Source organism: Mycobacterium sp. NTMscope_MAC_12 (assembly GCF_976985675.1).
Genome location: NZ_CDRJYY010000001.1, coordinates 927,944 through 944,562 on the forward strand (window position 1 = coordinate 927,944; position 16,619 = coordinate 944,562).

Below are 16,619 nucleotides of genomic sequence, written 5' to 3' on the forward strand. Positions count from 1 at the left end.
GCACGGGTTGGTGGCGTTGAAATTCCTGCTCAGGCGCGTCGGTGGTTGACCCGCTGGGCTGCCGCTACAGTGCATCGTGTGGACCAGCAGCGGGCGGAACGGAAGCAGGGTAGCGGTGCGGCGTAATGCGAGGGCGCTGGCTTTTGTCGCGTCAGCATTGACGATCCTGATTCCCGCGGTTGCGGCCTGCTCCGATTCCGGCGGCAACAAACCCGGAGCGACGGCGTCGTCGACGCCGCAGAAGGGGCAAGGCAACCACGGGCCGATGTTCCCGCAATGTGGCGGCATCAGCGACCAGACGGTGGCCGAGCTCACCAGGGTGACCGGACTGATCAACACCGCCCGCAACTCCGTCGGGTGCCAGTGGCTCGCCGGCGGCGGCATCCTCGGGCCGCACTTCTCCTTCTCCTGGTATCGCGGCAGCCCGATCGGACGCGAACGCAAGACCGAGGAGCTTTCACGTGCCAGCGTCGACGACATCAACATCAACGGCCACGGCGGTTTCATCGCCGTCGGGAACGAGCCGAACCTGGGTGACTCGCTGTGCGAAGTAGGCATCCAGTTCCAGGACGACTTCATCGAGTGGTCGATCAGTTTCAGTCAGAAGCCGTTCCCGCCGCCGTGCGATATCGCGAAAGAGCTGGCTCGGCAGTCGATTGCGAACTCGAAATGACGGCCCCGATGCGCGCCGTGGCGGCCGTCGTCATGGTTGCGCTGCTGGTGTTGACGGGCTGCTCCAGGTCGGTCGGGGGCAACGCGGTCAAGGCGGGCGGCAACGTGCCCCGCAACAACAACTCCCAGCAGCAGTACCCGAACCTGCTCAAGGAATGTGAGGTGTTGACCAGCGACATTCTGGCCAAGACGGTCGGGGCGGACCCGCTCGACATCCAGAGCACGTTCGTCGGCGCGATCTGCCGGTGGCAGGCGGCCAACCCGGGCGGCCTGATCGATATCACCCGGTTCTGGTTCGAGCAGGGCAGCCTGAGCAATGAGCGCAAGGTCGCGGAGTTCTTGAAGTACAAGATCGAGTCGCGGCCGATCGCCGGGATCGACTCGATTGTGATGCGTCCCGACGACGCCAACGGCGCGTGCGGGGTGGCCAGTGACGCGGCCGGTGTGGTCGGCTGGTGGATCAACCCGCAGGCGCCGGGCATCGACGCGTGCGGGCAGGCCATCAAGCTGATGGAGCTGACGCTGGCCACCAACTCCTAGCCATTTCACCCCGCCGAACGTCGATATCGTGTTTCGAGCCCAACAAGTCCACGTTCGGCGCAGCGGAGTGCGCTTAGCGCGGAACCACGAAGTCGACCAGGGACGCACCCCCGAGCTCCAGCTCGTTCCATGCACACGGCACCGCAAGGACCGCGATCGCCGACGTCGGGAACTTGGTCGAAATGCGTTGGGCCGCAGCGGCGTCGGTGCCGCCGGCACGGCCCAGTCCCAGGGCGAGGGTCGACATCGTCGGCTCGTGTCCGATGACGAGCAGCGTGCGGATGCGGTCGTCCACCGCGTTGATCTCGTCGATGATCGTGCCCGGGGTGCTGGCATAGAGGCGCTCGCTGTATCGCACGGGCGCATCGATGCGGGTGTTCCGCAGCGTCTCGCGGGTCCGCGTCGCCGTGGAGCACAGCACTTCGTCAATGGTGGGCGCGTGGGCGCGCAGCCAGTCTCCGGCGAGCCCGGCCTGCCTGATGCCGCGGGGCGCCAACGGCCGATCGTGGTCGGCGACCCCGGCCGGATACTCGGACTTCGCATGCCGCATCAACAGCAAGGTGCGCTCGGCAGTCACGAACAATCAGATTAGTCAGAGCGGCAGCCCGGCCGGCCATGCCCTGCGCGCCGGTATTTGGCCAGTGCCAAGACCTGCCGATCGAGGTCCCGCGTCTTGTCGGTGCGCAGACCTAAACTCGCGATGCCCCGGTAAACACGCAGTTCGAAAGGGGGTCGCCCGCATGCGATTCCTGCATACCGCCGACTGGCAACTGGGCATGACCCGGCACTTCCTCGCCGGCGACGCCCAGCCACGCTATTCGGCGGCCCGCCGCGACGCGGTTGCCGGTCTGGGTGCGCTCGCCGCGGAAGTAGGCGCCGAGTTCGTCGTCGTGTCGGGCGACGTCTTCGAGCACAACCAGCTTCCGCCGAAGGTGATCGGTCAGTCCCTGGAAGCCATGCGCGCCATCGGAATTCCGGTCTATCTGCTTCCGGGCAACCACGATCCCCTGGACGCCTCATCGGTGTACACCAGCGCGCTGTTCACCGCCGAGCGTCCGGACAACGTCGTGGTGCTCGACCGTGCCGGCGTCCATCAGGTGCGTCCCGGGCTGGAGATCGTCGCCGCGCCGTGGCGGTCGAAGGTGCCGACCACCGACCTCGTGGCCGACGTTCTCGACGGCCTGCCCGCGGCCGCGGGCACCCGAATCCTCGTCGCGCACGGCGGAGTCGACGTCCTGGACCCCGACAAGGACAAGCCCTCGCTGATCCGGCTCGCCACGCTCGACGACGCGCTGTCCCGCGGCGCGGTGCACTACGTGGCGCTGGGGGATAAGCACTCACTGACCCAGGTCGGCAGCAGCGACCGGGTGTGGTACTCCGGCGCGCCGGAAGTCACCAACTTCGACGATGTGGAATCCAAGCCCGGCCACGTGCTGGTGGTGGAGATCGATGAGGCCGACCCGGGGCGCGCGGTCTCCGTGACCGCGCGGCACGTCGGATGCTGGCGCTTCGTCACGATGCACCGGCAGGTCGACACCAGCCGCGACATCGCCGACCTCGACGTGAACCTGGACCTGATGACCGACAAGGACCGAACCGTGGTGCGCCTGGCGCTCACCGGCTCGCTGACGGTCACCGACCGTGCGGCGCTGGACGCCTGCCTGGACAAATACGCGCGGCTGTTCGCGTGGCTGGGCCTGTGGGAACGGCACACCGATCTGGCGGTGATCCCGGCCGACGGCGAATTCAGCGACCTCGGCATCGGGGGATTCGCCGCCGCGGCGGTCGAGGAATTGGTGGCCACGGCCCGCGAGGAGGATTCCGCCGCCGCCGTCGACGCGCAGGCGGCGCTGGCGTTGCTGCTGCGCCTCACCGATCGGGGCGCCGCGTGAAGCTGCACCGGTTGATCCTGACGAACTACCGCGGCATCTCGCACCGGGAAATCGAATTCCCCGACCACGGCGTCGTGGTGGTGTGCGGCGCCAACGAGATCGGCAAGTCGTCGATGATCGAGGCCCTGGATCTGCTGCTGGAGTCCCGGGATCGCTCGACGAAGAAGGAAGTCAAGCAGGTCAAGCCCACTCACAGCGACGTGGGCTCCGAGGTGTCTGCCGAGATCAGCTGTGGCCCCTACCGTTTCGTCTATCGCAAGCGGTTTCACAAGAAATGCGAAACGGAGCTGACGGTCATCTCGCCGTGCCGCGAACAACTGACCGGCGACGAAGCCCACGAACGGGTCCGGGCGATGCTGGCCGAGACGGTGGACAGCGACCTGTGGCATGCCCAGCGCGTGCTGCAGTCGGCGTCGACGACCGCGGTGGATTTGTCCGGGTGCGACGCGCTGTCGCGCGCGCTCGATGTCGCCGCCGGTGACAGCGGCGGCCTCTGCGGCACCGAGCCGTTGCTGATCGAGCGAATCGACACCGAATATGCACGGTATTTCACGCCGACCGGGCGTCCGACGGGGCAGTGGGCCGCCGCGATTGCCCGGCTGGCCGATGCGGAGGCCGCGGTCGCCGAGTGCGCGGCCGCCGTCGCCGAGGTCGATGACCGCGTGTCTCGTCACGCCGTCTTGACCGAGCAGGTGGCCGACTTCTCCCAGCGGCGCATCGCCGCCGGCCCGCGAGTCGCGGCCGCGCAGGAAGCGGCCGACAAGATCGCGGAGCTCACCGCGCAGCGGCGCGAAGCCCAGTTGATGGCCGCCGCGGCGGAAGCCACCAGCGCGGCGGCGGGCGCCGCCCACGCCGGACGCTTGCAGCTGCTCGCCGAAATCGACACCCGCGCTGGCACTGTCGCCGAAACGGAAGCCCACGCGCACCAAGCCGCGGCCGCGCACTCGGCGGCGCGTGCGGAGGCGGAGGCGTGCGACGCCACGCTCCAGCGGGCCACCCAGGTGCTGGCCGACCTGCAGTGCCGGGTCGACGCCGCACGGCGCGCCGTCGACCGGCTCGCCGACCGCGAGGAGGCCGACCGGTTGAGCGCCCGGCTGGCCAGGGTCGATGCCATCGAGCGGGATCGTGAGCGAATCTGCGCCGAGCTCAGCACGATCGCCGTCACCGAGGAAGTGCTGCGCCGAATCGAGGACGCCGCCGCCGCGGTCGATCGCATCGGCGACCAGTTGGCGTCGACGTCGGCGGCGGTCGAATTCACCGCCTCCGCCGACATTCACCTCGTGGTCGGCGGCGAACGGATCACCTTGGCGGCGGGGCAAAGCTGGTCGACCACCGCCGCCGGGCCCACCGTCGTCGAGTTCCCCGATGTCCTGACCGCCCGGGTCACCCCGGGCGCCACCACGCTGGATATTCACGCGAAACACGCCGCGGCACAACAAGAAATGACCACGGCGCTGGCAGCGGGCGAGGTGGCCGATCTCGCCGCCGCGCGCTCGGCCGACCGGCGACGCCGCGAGCTGCAAAGCACCCGCGATCAGCTCAGCGCCACCCTGGCCGGTTTGTGCGGCGACGAAGTGATCGAGGAGATGCGCTCGCGCCTGGCGCAGCTTCGCGCCGAACACCCGGCCGAACCGGAGCCGGGCGCCACGGACATCGGCGCTGCCCGCGCCGAACTCGACGCGGCCCGACAGGGTCACGCGGCCGCATCGAGCGACTGCGAGGCTCGCCGTCAGGCCGCCACCACCGCCGCCGCGGCACTGGCCGAATTATCAACCCGGACAAGCGTTCTGCAGAACACGTTGGAAGCCCAACGCGCCGAGCTCCAGGCGGCCGCGGCCCGGCTGGACACCGAACGCGCCTCGGTCAGCGACGAGGAACTGGCGGCATCGGCGGACTCGGCGTTGCGGGCCCGGCAGGCCGCCGAACAACGGCTCGGCGAGCTCGACGCCGCCTTGGCCGCCGCGTCCCCCGAAGCGGTAGCCGCCGAATTGGCCGAGGCCACAAAGGAAGCCGAGTCGTTGCAGGAGCGCTACGAAGAAGCCGCCCGCGCGTTGCGCGAGATCACCATCGAACTCTCGGTGTTCGGCAGCGAGGGGCGCCAGGGCAAGCTGGACGCCGCGGAAACGGAACGCGAGCACGCCGCCACGGAGCACAGGCAGATCGGCGGGCGGGCCCGGGCCGCGCAACTGCTGCGCTCGGTCATGACGCGCCACCGCGACACCACCCGGCGACGCTACGTCGAGCCCTATCGCGCGGAGCTGCAGCGGCTCGGCCGTCCCGTGTTCGGCCCCAGCTTCGAGGTCGACATCGACAGCGACCTGTGCATCCGTAGCCGCACGCTCAACGGCATCACGGTGCCCTACGAATCCTTGTCCGGCGGCGCCAAGGAGCAACTCGGCATCCTGGCCCGGCTGGCCGGCGCCGCCCTGGTCGCCAAGGAGGACGCCGTCCCGGTGGTCGTCGACGACGCACTGGGTTTCACCGACCCCGACCGGCTGGCCAAGATGGGGCAGTTGTTCGACAGCGTCGGCACTCACGGCCAGGTGATCGTGCTGACCTGCAGTCCCGACCGGTACGACGGTGTCCGGGGCGCACACCGCATCGACCTCAGCGCCTAACCCGGGCGGCTGACCTCAACCGATACGGCCGGCGTGACGACTCGTCACCGCCGGATGCGCTGCCTGCAGAATGGGACCATGGCGGTCCGACACGAATGACCATGAACGCGAAGCGCAGCCGGGTGCAGCAGAAGCTGGCGGAATTGCCCGGCGTGCGCGCCGTGCGCCGGCCGATCTCGCCCCACAGCGCCGAAGAGTTCGATCTGTACTACCTGCGCACGGGCCGCAAATCCCCCCACCCGCTGGTCATCATCCCCGGCGGGCCGGGGGTCGCGTCGGTGCAGATGTACCGGGGGCTGCGCAGGCGCGCCGCGGCGGCCGGTCTCGACGTCATCATGATCGAACACCGCGGGGTGGGGATGTCGCGCCACGACGATTCGGGTGCCGATCTGCCCCCGCAGGCGATGACGGTGAATCAGGTGGTCGACGACGTGGCGGCGGTGCTCGACGACGCCCACGCGGACGCGGCCGACATCTACGGCGCCTCCTACGGCACCTACATCGCGGCCGGGGTCGGTGTGCGCCATCCCGACCGCGTACACGGGATGGTGCTCGATTCGCCACTGCTGTCGCGGCACGACATCGTCATCGTGCGACGGGCGATCCGCCGACTGCTGCTCAAAGGCGATAGTCCCGAAACCGCCGCATTGGCACCGAAAATGCGCAAACTCGTCGACGCCGGCGTCATGACCCCGGCGGCAACGCATGTCGTCGCGACCATTTACGGCTATGGTGGGGCAGCACTGCTCGAGCGTCAACTCGACCTGTTGCTGGAGCGCCGAAAACTCTTGTGGTGGGCGCTATCCCGGTTCACCACCCTGAGCAACCTGCCGTACCGCTACGAGGAAGACCTGGTGAGCCGCATCGCGTTCCGCGAGCTGGACTACGCGGCCGAACCCGACGGCCTGCCGCTGGATCCCGCGGTGGCCGAACGCGAATCACGCACGCAGCGGGTGTCGTTCGAGGACGAGCCCTATGACCTGCCCGCCGAAATGCCGAATTTCAACTGGCCCACCGCGGTGATTTCCGGCGGCCGTGACCTCATCACCCCGCCCGCGGTGGCCGAACGCGTGGCAGCGCTGCTGCCCAGCGCGGTGCTCGTGAGCCTGCCAAGCATGGCGCACAGCGCGCTGGATTTTCGTGAGCCCGTCGCGCTCGCCGCCGCCGACGCCGTTGGGCGCGGTGACCTGGATGGCCTTGCCGCCCAAGCGTCGTCGCTGGACGCGCTTCCGCCGCGCCCCGAGGTGCGCCTGCTGTGGAAGTTGGTCGGGACGGCGGCCGCCGCCGAAGGGGCGCTGCCGATCCCGTCGCGGCTGCTGCGGCGGCTCAACTCCGCGTGAAACCGATGGCGGTGTAGTCCAGGTCGCCGAGGCCGGCCGCGCCGAAGTTGGCCAGCGTGCTGCGCACCGCGACATCGCCGGGCGATTGGGTGAGCGGGAGGCTGAACCCCTCCGCCCAGATGAGTTTGTCGAGGTCGTTGGCCAGCGCCCGCGCCTTGTCGGGGTCGAGTTCTTCCAGGGTCCGCTCGATGGCGGCGTCGATCTGCGGGCTGCCGATCTTGCCGAAGTTGCTCTCCCCATCGGATTTGTAGATCTGGGTCAGCCCCGAGAGCGGGAAAGCGTCTCCGAGCCAACCGAATTGGGCGAGATCGAAGTCTCCGACGTTGACGTAGTTGGTGAAGAAGCCGCTGCCCGCCCGGGCGACGAGTTCGAGCTTGACGCCGATTTGGGCGAGGCTGTGCTGGGTGATCTGGGCGAACTGTCGGCTGCCCTGGGCGTCGTAGAACAAATCACGAATGACCAGCTGTCGACCGTCCTTCTCCCGGAACTGGCCGACCTGCCGCCAGCCCAGGGCGTCGAGCTCGCGTTTGGCGGCGGCCGGGTCGTAGGGAACCACGGCGGCGTTGTCCTGGTAGCCCTTCTGGCCCGCGACGTAAATGTGATTGCCCAGCGCCACCGGGTCACTGGTGAGGCCATATTGGACCACCTTGGCGATGGTCTGCCGGTCGATGCCCTTGGACACCGCGACCCGCAACGCCTTGTCGGCCAGGATCGACCCCGGCGCGCCGTTGAACGTGATGTGAGACCAGGCCGGGCCCGGGGCGCGCCGGATCGTGATTCCCTTGGCGCGCTGCGCGATGGTCAGTTGATCGATCGTGCCGACCCCGGCGGCGTCGATCGTGTTGTTTTGCAGCGCCGGCAGCCGCGCGGCGTCGTCGAGCACCAAGTAGGTGATGCTGTCCAGGCGGGGCCGCGGACCCCACCATCTCGGGTTGCGACTCAACACAATCCGCTGGGTCGTCCGATCCAACGACGATGCGACGAACGGGCCGCTCGACGGGCCCGGCCCGTCGAGCTGGCCCTTGTTGAACGCCTCCGGGGTGGCGGTCATGCTCTTGGGCAGCAGCATCCCGTTGCCGGCGAACATGCCGCGCCACTCCGCGTACGGCTTGGCGAAGGTCATGACGGCCTGCCGGTCGTCGACCCCGCGGGTTACCGAGGCGACGCGGTCGGCGCCGCTGGGCCCGGCGATCTCGAAATTCTTGTCGGCGCCGCTCAGGGCGTGCACCTGGCTCGCGATGTCCTCCCAGGTGATCGGTGTGCCGTCCGACCACACCGCGTGGGGGTTGATCGTGTAGGTCACCACTTGCGGTGCGGTGCCGGTCAGTTCGATGCTGGTGAAGTAGTTGGTGTCGACCGTCGTCGAGCCGTCCGGCCCGATGATGAAGGCGCGCGGCAAGGTGGCCTTCATCATCGCGGCGACCTCGGCCGAATTGCCGTCGATGTGCAAGATGTTGAAGTTAGGCGGGAACGCGGTGAGCGCGAGCCGCAGGTCGCCACCGTCTTGCAGGGTCGCCGGATCGTGCGGATTGATGTCGCTGGTCGAGCCGATGCGCGCGTTTTGACCCGTCTCCGGAATCACGTTGATCGCCGGTGAGCAGCCCGGCAGCGCCAGCGCCATCGTGAAAAGCGCTGCCGCGAACCGGATGCCGCGGTTAGACACGATTGCCCGGATCCGGTTGCGGCACCGCATTCAGCAGCTGCCGGGTGTATTCGTGTTGCGGGTTGGCGAAGACCTGCCGGCTGTCGCCCTGCTCGACGATCGCTCCGGCATGCATGACGACCACCTCGTGCGCGAGGTGCTTGATCACCGAAAGGTCGTGCGAGACGAACAGATAGGACAATCCGAAGGTTGCCTGCAAATCGAGCAGCAGGTTGATGATCCCGGCCTGGATGGAGACGTCGAGCGCGGAGACGGGCTCGTCGAGTGCGAGAATCTTCGGTTGCAGTGCCAGCGCACGCGCGATGCCGATGCGCTGCTTTTGCCCGCCGGAGAACTCGGCGGGGTAGCGGATCGCGTCGGCGCGGCGCAGCCCCACGATGTCCAGCAACTCGGCGACGCGCGCGTTGGTGTGGCTCTTGTCGAACCCGTTGGCGCGCAGGGGTTCGGCGAGCAGCTCGAACACGGGCAGCCGCGGGTCCAGCGAGGCGACCGGGTCTTGGAACACGACCTGAATGTCGCGCCGCAGCGAACGTCGACCGGCCGGGCTCAGGGTGGTGACGTCGGTGCCCAGCACCTCGATCGATCCCGATTCGGGCCCGGTGAGCTCCAGGATCTCGTGCAACGTGGTCGATTTCCCCGAACCGGACTCGCCGACGATGCCCAGGGTGCGCCCCTGACGCAATTCGAAGCTGACACCGTCGACCGCGCGGACCTCGCCGACACTGCGGCGCAACACGCCCTGCGTCAGTCGGTAGGTCTTGGTCAGGTCACGCACCCGGACGACGACCGACGAATCACCGGATTCCGCCGCATGGGCTTCGGTGCTGACGCCGTAGATGTCCGCGGCGCTGCGGCCCTCGACCTGGTCGGTGCGGATGCAGGCCGCCCGATGATCGGCGCCGACGGACAGCAATTCCGGCTCCTCGAGCCGACATTCGTCGATGGCAAGCGGGCAGCGCGGGGCGAAGGGACAGCCGGGATCCAGGCCGGCCAACGACGGCGGTGCGCCGGGGATCGGCACCAGCCGGGTGCCCTGTGCGGCGTCCAGGCGCGGAACCGAGCCCAACAGCCCGACGGTGTAGGGCATGCGGCGGTCCCGGTAAAGCGTGTGCACGTCGGCGGATTCGACGACCCGTCCCGCGTACATCACCAGCGCCCGGTCGGCGAACTCGGCGACCACACCGAGGTCGTGCGTGATGATCAGCACCCCGGCTCCGGTGACGTCGCGTGCGGTTTTGAGGACCTCGAGGATCTGCGCCTGCACGGTGACATCGAGTGCGGTGGTGGGCTCGTCGCAGATCAACAAGTCGGGGTCGTTGGCGATCGCGATCGCGATGACGACCCGTTGCCGTTCGCCGCCGGAGAGTTCGTGCGGAAACGCGCGGGCGCGTCGCTCCGGCTGGGCGATGCCCACCAATTCGAGCAGCTCCACCGCGCGGCGGCGGGCCGCTCTCCTTCCCACCCGCGGCTGGTGGATCTCGATCGCCTCGGCGATCTGGTCGCCGACGGTGTAGACGGGCGTCAGCGCCGACATCGGATCCTGGAACACCATGCCGACCGTCTTGCCCCGGAACCGCGACATCGCGCCGTCGTCCAGGCCCAGCAGCTCGGTGCCGTGCAACCGGACCGAGCCGCTCACCCGCGCATAGTCGGGCAACAGGCCCACCACCGCCATCGCGGAAACGGACTTGCCCGAACCTGATTCGCCGACCATGGCGACGACTTCTCCCGGTCCGACGCGGTAGCTGACGCCGCGCACCGCGGTCACCGGGTCGCCGCCGGTTGCGAAGGTCACGGCCAGGTCGGTCACCTCGAGCAGGGTGCTCATCGGTCGCCCCCTCGGCCCGCTGTGCTGCCGGGGTCGAGCGCGTCCCGCAGGCCGTCGCCGGTGAGGTTGGCGCACACCAAGATCAGCACCAGCACCCCGGCGGGGAACAGGAACACCCACGGGAACGTGGTCGCCGACTGGGTGCCATTGGCGATCAAGGTGCCCAGCGACACATCCGGCGGCTGAATGCCGAAACCCAGGAAGCTCAGGCCGGTTTCGGCCAGGATGGCCGACGCGACGTTGAGCGCCGCGTCGATGATCAGGATGGAAGCCACGTTGGGCACCACATGCCCGACGATGATGCGGCGACTCGATACGCCCATATACCTTGCGGCGCGGATGAATTCGCGCTCACGCAAACTCATGGTCATCCCGCGCACCATGCGGGAACTGACCATCCAGCCGAACCCGGCCAGCAGCAGAACCAGCATCAAGATATTGGCCGAATCCTTGGTTCGCGGCGTCACGATGGCGATCAGGATGAAGCTGGGCACCACCAACAGCAGGTCGACCACCCACATCAGCACGCGGTCGCGCCAACCGCCGAAATAGCCTGACACCGACCCGACGGTGGCGGCGATGCCGGTGGAGATCACCGCGACACAGACACCGATCAGCATCGACTTCTGCATTCCCCGCAGGATCTGCGCCAACAGGTCTTGGCCCAGCGCGTTGGTGCCCAGCCAGTGGCGTGCGCTGGGCGGCTGCAGCAGCGCGGTGAAATCGAGGTCCTCGTAGGAATAGGGCAGCACCGCGGGCAGCGTGTAACAGCCGACGAACAGCAGCACCAACAACGTCAGCGACGCCACCGCGAACCGGTTGCGCGCAAACCGGCGCAACACCAGCGTGCGGCGCGAGGTGAAGCCCGCCACCTCGTGACCCGAAAACCCATGGGCGCCATCGATATCCGCCGCGGAGGTCCGTGGACGCCCCTCCTCCTCGTCGCTTCGCCCTGCATCGTCGGCGGCGCGGGTCATGACACCCTGACCCGGGGATCGAGGGCCGCGTAAAACACGTCGGAGAGCAGGCCGGCCAGCAACACCACCGCGCCGGAGAACAAGGTGATGGCCGCGACGATGTTGGTGTCCTGCGTCGCGATGCCCTGCACCAGCCATTCGCCCATGCCGTGCCAGCCGAAGATCTTCTCCACGAACACCGCTCCGGTGACCAACCCGGCCACCCCGTAGGCGAACAGGGTGGCCAGCGGGATCAGCGCGGTGCGCAAGCCGTGCTTGACCAGCGCACGCCGGCGGGTCAGCCCCTTGGCGCGCGCGGTGCGGATGAAATCCTGGCCGAGGACGTCGAGCATCGCGTTGCGCTGATAGCGGCTGTATCCCGCCGCGGCCACCAGCGCCAGGGTCAGTGACGGCAACACCAAATGCCGCAGCCGGTCGAGCAACTGCGCGCCGGCCCCGCCGGACACACCCGGTGAGGTCTCCCCGGTGTAGTCGAAAATATGCAGGTCCACGGCCCAGTTCACCCGCAGCGCGGCGAGGATCAACAGGTTGGCAATGACGAACGTCGGGATGCTCAGGACCAGCAGAGCCACCATGGTGACGACGCGATCGCTGAGCCGGTATTGCCGAATGGCGCCCCACGCCCCGGCCGCGATGCCCGCGGCGGTGCCCACCAGCGAACCAATGACCAACAGCCGCAGCGTCACTCCGACGCGGCGCCACAGTGACTCCCCGACGGGCTGGCCGGTGATGGTCTTGCCGAAGTCACCGCGGACGGCGTGCGAAGCCCAGTGCGCGTAGCGGATCGGTATCGGTTCGTCGAGACCGAGCGCGTGGGCCTTGGCATCGATGACGGCTTGTGGCGGTCGCGGATTGCGCTGCAGCAGGCTGTCCAGCGGTTTGAAAGCCACCGACGTCAGGCAAAACGTCAAAAACGATGCCAGCGCGAGCAGCACGACGTAGTTGAGCAACCGGCGCGCGAGGAACCGAGTCATACCCGTCCGCACAGCCCGCGTCGCATTGGGACAGGTTATCGAGCCGACAGCACAGCGTCGCGGGTGCAGCGCCCTGTGCGTTCGGTGACCTTTGGATCTGCTTGATTCTCATGCGTGCATCGCGTGTGATCGGTTGTTAGCATCCACCGCGGTACCGAGCGGTGCGGCAATTGCGGCACGCCTCAGACCGCGACACTCCCGAGGAGGCTTGCGTGACGGTTACCGACGATCTCCTGGCCAACAACGCCGAATATGCGACCACCTTCAAGGGCCCGCTGCCGATGCCGCCGGGCAAGCATGTGGCGGTTGTCGCGTGCATGGATGCGCGGCTCGACGTGTATCGCCTCCTCGGCCTCAACGAGGGGGAGGCCCACGTCATCCGCAACGCCGGGGGAGTCATCACCGACGACGTCATCCGCTCGTTGGCCATCAGCCAACGACTGTTGGGAACGCGCGAGATCATCCTGATTCACCACACCGATTGCGGGATGCTCACCTTCACCGACGATGACTTCAAGCGCGGCATCCAGGAGGAGACCGGGATCAAGCCGTCGTGGGCGGCCGAGGCGTTTCCGGACGTCGCCGAGGACGTCCGTCAGTCGCTGCGCCGCATCGAGGGCAATCCGTTCGTCACCAAGCACGTCTCCCTGCGCGGCTTCTTCTTCGACGTCGCCACGGGCAAGCTCAACGAGGTCAAGATCTAGAAGCGTGCGCCGAGCGTGTAGCCACGGCGAGAAATCGGCCCAATCCCCGCCATCAGTGCACGTTCGGTGGCCCTTCAGCCGACCTTGTAGGTCGCCAAGGCCTTGGCGACCAGCGTGCCCCCCGAGTCGACGATCTCGGCCTCGCAATTGACCAGCGATCGGCCGCGTCGCAGCACCCGGCCGATGCCGATCACGTCGGTGGCCCGAGCCGGGGCCATGTAGTCCAGCGCCATGGACACCGTCACGCCTCGTAGTTCCGGCGGGGCCGGGACGCCGCACCACGCCGCGGCCATCACGGTGAGGTCGGCGAGGGTGGCGATGGCCCCACCGTGAACCATGTCGCCGAGCGTCACGTTGGACGGGTCCCAGGGCAGCCGCAGCCGCACCTCGTCCTCCTCGAGCCGGTCGGCGACGATGCCCAACTTGACGACGAACGGGGACTGGGGGAGGAACTGCGCGATAACGTCGCGGCCGCTCGGCGTGGGCGGGTGAGAAGGTCCGGAGGTAGAAGTCATTCGTTTATGCTTTCGCACCCCAGGTTGACAGGTCCAGCGCCAGCTGGTCTCATATATCGCTAAGGTGCTAAATATGGTCAATTCTGCCAGGTTTTAGCGATTGCGAAGGAAGCGATGACCAGTGATCTGAAGGCGGCCCCCGCCGTCGGACAGTACGAATTGAGCCATCTGCGCTCGCTGGAGGCAGAGGCGATCCACATCATTCGGGAGGTGGCGGCCGAGTTCGAGCGGCCGGTGCTGCTGTTCTCGGGCGGCAAGGACTCCATCGTCATGCTGCATCTGGCGCTGCGGGCGTTCCGTCCCGGCCGGCTGCCGTTCCCGGTGATGCACGTCGACACCGGGCACAACTTCGACGAGGTGATCGCCACCCGCGACGAGTTGGTCAACGAGCACGGGGTGCGCCTGGTCATCGCCTCGGTCCAGGAAGACATCGACGCCGGCCGGGTGGTCGAGCCGCGGCAGGGGCGCAACCCGATTCAGACCGTGACCCTGCTTCGCGCCATCCGGGAGAACAAGTTCGACGCCGCGTTCGGCGGGGCCCGCCGCGACGAAGAGAAGGCCCGGGCCAAGGAGCGCGTGTTCAGCTTCCGCGACGAGTTCGGTCAGTGGGATCCGAAGGCGCAGCGGCCGGAGCTGTGGAACCTCTACAACGGCCGGCACCACAAGGGCGAGCACATCCGGGTCTTCCCGCTGTCCAACTGGACCGAGTTCGACATCTGGTCCTACATCGGCGCCGAGAACATCGCGCTGCCGTCGATCTATTACGCGCACCGGCGCAAGGTCTTTCGCCGCGACGGCATGCTGCTCGCGGTCGACCGGAACATGCAGCCGGGCGCCGACGAGCCGGTGTTCGAGGCGACGGTGCGCTTCCGCACCGTCGGGGATGTCACGTGCACCGGATGCGTTGAGTCGCAAGCCGCCACCGTCGACGAGGTCATCGCCGAGACCGCGGTGTCCCGGCTCACCGAACGCGGGGCGACCAGGGCCGACGACCGGATCTCGGAGGCCGGCATGGAAGACCGCAAACGACAGGGATATTTCTGATGGCCACCTTGCTGAGGCTCGCAACCGCGGGTTCCGTCGACGACGGCAAGTCCACCCTGATCGGTCGCCTGCTGTACGACTCTAAGGCCGTCATGGAAGACCAGTGGGCCGCGGTGGAGCAGACGTCCAAGGACCGCGGTCACGACTACACCGACCTGGCGCTGGTGACCGACGGCTTGCGGGCCGAACGCGAGCAGGGCATCACGATCGACGTCGCCTACCGCTACTTCGCCACTCCCAAGCGGAAATTCATCATCGCCGACACTCCCGGTCACATCCAGTACACCCGCAACATGGTCACCGGGGCGTCGACCGCCCAATTGGTGATCGTGCTCGTCGACGCGCGGCACGGCCTGTTGGAGCAGTCGCGCCGGCACGCGTTCCTGGCGTCCCTGCTGGGCATCCAGCACATCGTGCTCGCCGTCAACAAGATGGACCTGATCGGTTGGGACAGAGAGAAATTCGAAGCCATCCGCGACGAGTTCCACGCGTTCGCCGCTCGGTTGGACGTGCACGACGTCGCCACCATCCCGATTTCCGCGCTGCACGGCGACAACGTCGTGACCAAGTCGGACCAGACGCCGTGGTACGACGGGCCGGCATTGTTGTCGCACCTCGAAGAGGTGTACATCGCCGGTGACCGCAACATGGTCGACGTTCGGTTCCCGGTGCAGTACGTCATCCGGCCGCACACCCGCGAACATCAAGACCACCGCAGCTACGCCGGCACCGTCGCCAGCGGCGTCATGCGTGCCGGGGATGAGGTCGTGGTGCTGCCCGTCGGCAAACACACCCGCATCACCGCGATCGAGGGGCCGAATGGTCCGGTCGAAGAAGCGTTCCCGCCGATGGCCGTATCGGTGTCCCTCGCCGACGAGATCGACATCTCGCGGGGAGATCTGATCGCGCGCACCCACAACCAGCCCAGGGTCGCGCAGGAGTTCGACGCGACGGTGTGCTGGATGGCCGACAACGCGACGCTCGAGCCCGGCCGCGATTACGTCATCAAGCACACCACCCGCACCACGCACGCCAAGGTGACCGCGCTCGATTACCGGCTCGACGTCAACACCCTGCACCGTGACAAAACCGCGACGGCGCTGAAGCTCAATGAGCTTGGCCGTATTTCGCTGCGCACCCAGGTTCCGCTGTTGCTGGACGAGTACACCCGCAACCCGAGCACCGGCTCGTTCATCCTCATCGACCCGCACACCAACGGCACCGTGGCGGCCGGCATGGTGTTGCGCGACGTGTCGGCGCAGGCGGCGAGCCCAAACACCGTGCGGCACAAGCCCTCGGCCACCGCCGAGGCCCGGCCCCGCGGTAAGACGGTGTGGTTCACCGGCCTGTCGGGTTCCGGCAAGTCGTCGGTGGCCATGCTGGTCGAGCAGAAGCTGCTCGAAAGCGGTTCTCTGGCTTACGTTCTCGACGGTGACAATCTGCGGCACGGGTTGAACGCCGACCTGGGCTTTTCCATGGCCGACCGCGCCGAGAACCTGCGCCGGCTCGCGCACGTGGCGGCGCTGCTCGCCGACTGCGGCAACGTGGTGCTGGTGCCGGCGATCAGCCCGCTGGCCGAGCAACGCGAACTGGCGCGCAAAGTGCACACCGACGCCGGATTCGACTTCATCGAGGTGTTCTGCGACACCCCGATCGACGAATGCGAAAAGCGTGATCCGAAGGGCCTGTATGCGAAGGCGCGCGCGGGTGAGATCACGCAGTTCACCGGAATTGACAGCCCGTATCAGCCGCCGGTGAATCCCGATCTGCGGCTCACCCCGGACGGCACTGTTGAGGAGCAGGCGCAGCGGGTCCTCGACCTGCTGGAATCACGCGGCTAGCCTGCCGGTCC

Annotated in this window: 14 protein-coding genes; 8 read left to right on the top strand and 6 right to left on the bottom strand. The window is 67.8% G+C overall.

Annotated elements, in window-relative coordinates; genetic code table 11:
• Window positions 1-115 precede the first annotated feature (115 nt).
• Window positions 116-673, top strand: a complete 558-nt coding sequence (locus AC0KS4_RS04425; RefSeq protein ID WP_225326745.1) for a DUF3558 domain-containing protein — start codon at window positions 116-118, stop codon at window positions 671-673.
• 8 nt (window positions 674-681) lie between these two features.
• A complete protein-coding gene (locus tag AC0KS4_RS04430; protein ID WP_238958091.1) occupies window positions 682-1,212 on the top strand; it encodes a DUF3558 domain-containing protein in 531 nt (176 codons plus the stop codon).
• Window positions 1,213-1,285: 73 nt separating this feature from the next.
• Here AC0KS4_RS04430 and AC0KS4_RS04435 read toward each other — a convergent pair whose 3' ends face one another.
• Window positions 1,286-1,789: a SixA phosphatase family protein gene (locus AC0KS4_RS04435; RefSeq protein WP_238958090.1), complete on the bottom strand. Its 504-nt coding sequence runs from the start codon at window positions 1,787-1,789 to the stop codon at window positions 1,286-1,288.
• A 163-nt stretch (window positions 1,790-1,952) separates the two neighbouring features.
• On the opposite strand from AC0KS4_RS04435, the gene AC0KS4_RS04440 reads away from it, so the two are divergent.
• The 3 genes from AC0KS4_RS04440 to AC0KS4_RS04450 all read left to right on the top strand — a co-directional run bounded on the left by AC0KS4_RS04440 (window position 1,953) and on the right by AC0KS4_RS04450 (window position 7,062).
• Window positions 1,953-3,104, top strand: a complete 1,152-nt coding sequence (locus AC0KS4_RS04440; protein ID WP_238958089.1) for a metallophosphoesterase family protein — start codon at window positions 1,953-1,955, stop codon at window positions 3,102-3,104.
• Window positions 3,101-5,722, top strand: a complete 2,622-nt coding sequence (locus tag AC0KS4_RS04445; protein WP_225326741.1) for an AAA family ATPase — start codon at window positions 3,101-3,103, stop codon at window positions 5,720-5,722. Before AC0KS4_RS04440 ends, AC0KS4_RS04445 begins: the two co-directional genes overlap by 4 nt.
• Window positions 5,723-5,817: 95 nt before the next feature.
• Window positions 5,818-7,062 (top strand): alpha/beta fold hydrolase, encoded by a 1,245-nt coding sequence (locus AC0KS4_RS04450; RefSeq protein ID WP_225326740.1) that lies wholly within the window; start codon window positions 5,818-5,820, stop codon window positions 7,060-7,062.
• Here the strand turns inward: AC0KS4_RS04450 and AC0KS4_RS04455 are convergent.
• From AC0KS4_RS04455 to AC0KS4_RS04470, 4 genes are all read right to left on the bottom strand, one after another.
• Window positions 7,049-8,755 (bottom strand): ABC transporter family substrate-binding protein, encoded by a 1,707-nt coding sequence (locus AC0KS4_RS04455; RefSeq protein ID WP_225326739.1) that lies wholly within the window; start codon window positions 8,753-8,755, stop codon window positions 7,049-7,051. The genes AC0KS4_RS04450 and AC0KS4_RS04455 overlap by 14 nt on opposite strands.
• Window positions 8,718-10,553 carry a dipeptide ABC transporter ATP-binding protein gene (locus tag AC0KS4_RS04460; RefSeq protein WP_225326738.1) on the bottom strand — a complete coding sequence of 612 codons (1,836 nt, stop codon included), beginning with the start codon at window positions 10,551-10,553 and terminating at the stop codon, window positions 8,718-8,720. Before AC0KS4_RS04460 ends, AC0KS4_RS04455 begins: the two co-directional genes overlap by 38 nt.
• Window positions 10,550-11,425 (bottom strand): ABC transporter permease, encoded by an 876-nt coding sequence (locus AC0KS4_RS04465; protein WP_225326760.1) that lies wholly within the window; start codon window positions 11,423-11,425, stop codon window positions 10,550-10,552. The genes AC0KS4_RS04460 and AC0KS4_RS04465 overlap by 4 nt, the downstream gene beginning before the upstream one ends.
• Before the next feature lie 101 nt (window positions 11,426-11,526).
• Window positions 11,527-12,504, bottom strand: a complete 978-nt coding sequence (locus AC0KS4_RS04470) for an ABC transporter permease (RefSeq protein ID WP_238958088.1) — start codon at window positions 12,502-12,504, stop codon at window positions 11,527-11,529.
• A gap of 212 nt (window positions 12,505-12,716) precedes the next feature.
• On the opposite strand from AC0KS4_RS04470, the gene AC0KS4_RS04475 reads away from it, so the two are divergent.
• Window positions 12,717-13,208 carry a beta-class carbonic anhydrase gene (locus AC0KS4_RS04475; protein WP_238958087.1) on the top strand — a complete coding sequence of 164 codons (492 nt, stop codon included), beginning with the start codon at window positions 12,717-12,719 and terminating at the stop codon, window positions 13,206-13,208.
• Window positions 13,209-13,282: 74 nt separating this feature from the next.
• On the opposite strand, the gene AC0KS4_RS04480 is transcribed toward AC0KS4_RS04475, so the two are convergent.
• Entirely contained in the window at window positions 13,283-13,723 is a 441-nt protein-coding gene (locus AC0KS4_RS04480) for a PaaI family thioesterase (protein ID WP_238958086.1), read from the bottom strand.
• A gap of 114 nt (window positions 13,724-13,837) precedes the next feature.
• Here AC0KS4_RS04480 and cysD point away from each other — a divergent pair, with 114 nt between their 5' ends.
• Together cysD and cysC are read left to right on the top strand one after the other, a co-directional pair.
• The gene (gene cysD / locus AC0KS4_RS04485) at window positions 13,838-14,767 is read left to right on the top strand and encodes a sulfate adenylyltransferase subunit CysD (protein WP_238958085.1); all 930 of its coding nucleotides are present in this window, start codon (window positions 13,838-13,840) and stop codon (window positions 14,765-14,767) included.
• The gene (cysC, locus tag AC0KS4_RS04490) at window positions 14,767-16,608 is read left to right on the top strand and encodes an adenylyl-sulfate kinase (protein WP_238958084.1); all 1,842 of its coding nucleotides are present in this window, start codon (window positions 14,767-14,769) and stop codon (window positions 16,606-16,608) included. Before cysD ends, cysC begins: the two co-directional genes overlap by 1 nt.
• The last annotated feature ends 11 nt before the right edge of the window (window positions 16,609-16,619 follow it).